This window comes from Pyxidicoccus caerfyrddinensis (genome assembly GCF_010894405.1).
GTDB lineage: Bacteria > Myxococcota > Myxococcia > Myxococcales > Myxococcaceae > Myxococcus > Myxococcus caerfyrddinensis.
Map to the genome: position 1 here is coordinate 1 of NZ_JAAIYA010000089.1, position 1,834 is coordinate 1,834.

Sequence of the window (1,834 nt, forward strand, 5' to 3'; positions counted from 1 at the left end):
GTGGGCCTCGGGCGAGGAGACCGCGGACTCCAGTAGCGTGGCGAAGTGCTCCAACAGGCGGGAGACGGTGGACCGCTCGAACAGGTCCGTGCGGTAGGCCAGCGTGCCGGACAGTCCGTCCGGCGTCTGTGCCAGCGACAGCGTCAGGTCGAACTTGGTGCCCGGGAGGTCGAGGTCCACCGCTTCCAGTCTCAGGGGTGATGTGCTGCCCGGACCGCCGGCCACCTCCAGGGAAGCCGCGGGCGTGTTCAGCAGGACGAGCATCACCTGGAACAGGGGCGAGTGGCTGAGGCTGCGCTGTGGCTGGAGTTCCTCGACGAGCTTCTCGAACGGAGCGTCCTGGTGCTCGTAGGCGCCGAGCGTGGTGGTGCGGACGCGGGCGAGCAGCTCGCGGAAGGTGGCGCGAGGGTCCACCCGGGTGCGGAGCACGAGCGTGTTGACGAAGAAGCCGATGAGCCCTTCCGTCTCCGCGCGGGTGCGCCCCGCGATGGGCGAGCCGACGCAGATGTCGTCCTGCCCCGAGTACCGGGAGAGCAACAGCTGCCACACGGCGAGCAGGGCCATGAAGGGCGTGGTGCCTTCGTGTTGGCACAGGGCACTCAGCTGCGCTGTCAGTCTCGGGGACAGCTGCACGGGAACCCGGGCGCCCCGCGAGGACTGGACGGAGGGCAGGGGCTTGTCGGTGGGTAGCTCCAACACGGGCGGCGCGCCCGAGAGCTGCTGGCGCCAGTACCCCAGCTGCTGCTCCAGCGCCTCGCCGCGCAGCCACGAGCGCTGCCACGCGGCGAAGTCCGCATACTGCACCGGCATGGCAGGCAGGCGGGCCTGCTGGCCCGTGGCGTGCGCCGCATAGAGCGCCGCCAGCTCGCGCACCAGCACGCCCATGGACCAGCCGTCGGAGACGATGTGGTGCATCGTCCCGATGAGCAGGTGGTCCTGCGCGTCCAGGCGCAGGAGCAGGGCGCGGAGGAGGGGACCGCGCGCCAGGTCGAAGGGACGCTGCGTCTCGAGCCGCGTCTGTCGCCGGGCTTCGGCCTCGCGCTCGTCGGCGGGCAGTGCGCTCAGGTCCACCAAGGGCAGCGGGAATCGCGGGTGGGGATGGATGACCTGGATGGGCTGGCCGTCGTGCAGGCTGAAGATGGTGCGCAGTGACTCGTGCCGCTCGACGAGCGCGGTGAAGGACTGCTGCAGCGCGGGCACGTCCAGCGGACCGCGCAGCCGCAGCGCGGTGGGCATGTTGTAGGCGGCGTTGCCGGGCTCGAGCTGGTCGATGACCCACAGTCGCTGCTGCGCGAAGGACAGCGGCAGCAGGCCCGTGCGGGGCACGGCCACCAGGGGGGGAGCCTGGACGGCGTGCGAGTGGACGGCCGCGTCGATGCGCGCGGTGAGCGCGGCCACGGTGGGCGCCTCGAAGAGGGCGCGCAGGGGCAGCTCCACGTCGAAGACGGCGCGGATGCGGGAGATGACCTGCGTGGCCAGCAGGGAGTGGCCACCCCGCTCGAAGAAGTTGTCGTGGATGCCCACGCGCTGCACGCGCAGGACCTGGGCGAAGACCTCGGCCAGTCGCTGCTCGATAGGAGCCCTTGGCGCGATGAAGGTCTCGTCCGCCGGGCTGCTGACCGAGTCCGGAGCGGGCAGGGCCTTGCGGTCCACCTTGGCGTTGGCCGTGAGGGGCAGGGTGTCCAGACGCACGAGGGCGGAGGGCACCATGTACTCGGGCAGCCGTTGCTTGAGCGCGGCACGCAGCGCGGCCATGTCGAGCGACTCGGGAGCGGCGACGTAGCCGACGAGGCGCTTGTCGCCGGGCACGTCTTCACGCACCAGGGCCACGGCC

The 1,834-nt window shown here is 71.4% G+C and carries 1 protein-coding gene; it reads right to left on the reverse strand.

Annotated elements, in window-relative coordinates; all coding sequences use genetic code 11:
• Positions 1 to 1,834: condensation domain-containing protein (locus tag G4D86_RS51585; RefSeq protein WP_240360969.1), on the reverse strand; the 1,834-nt coding region annotated here is incomplete at both ends.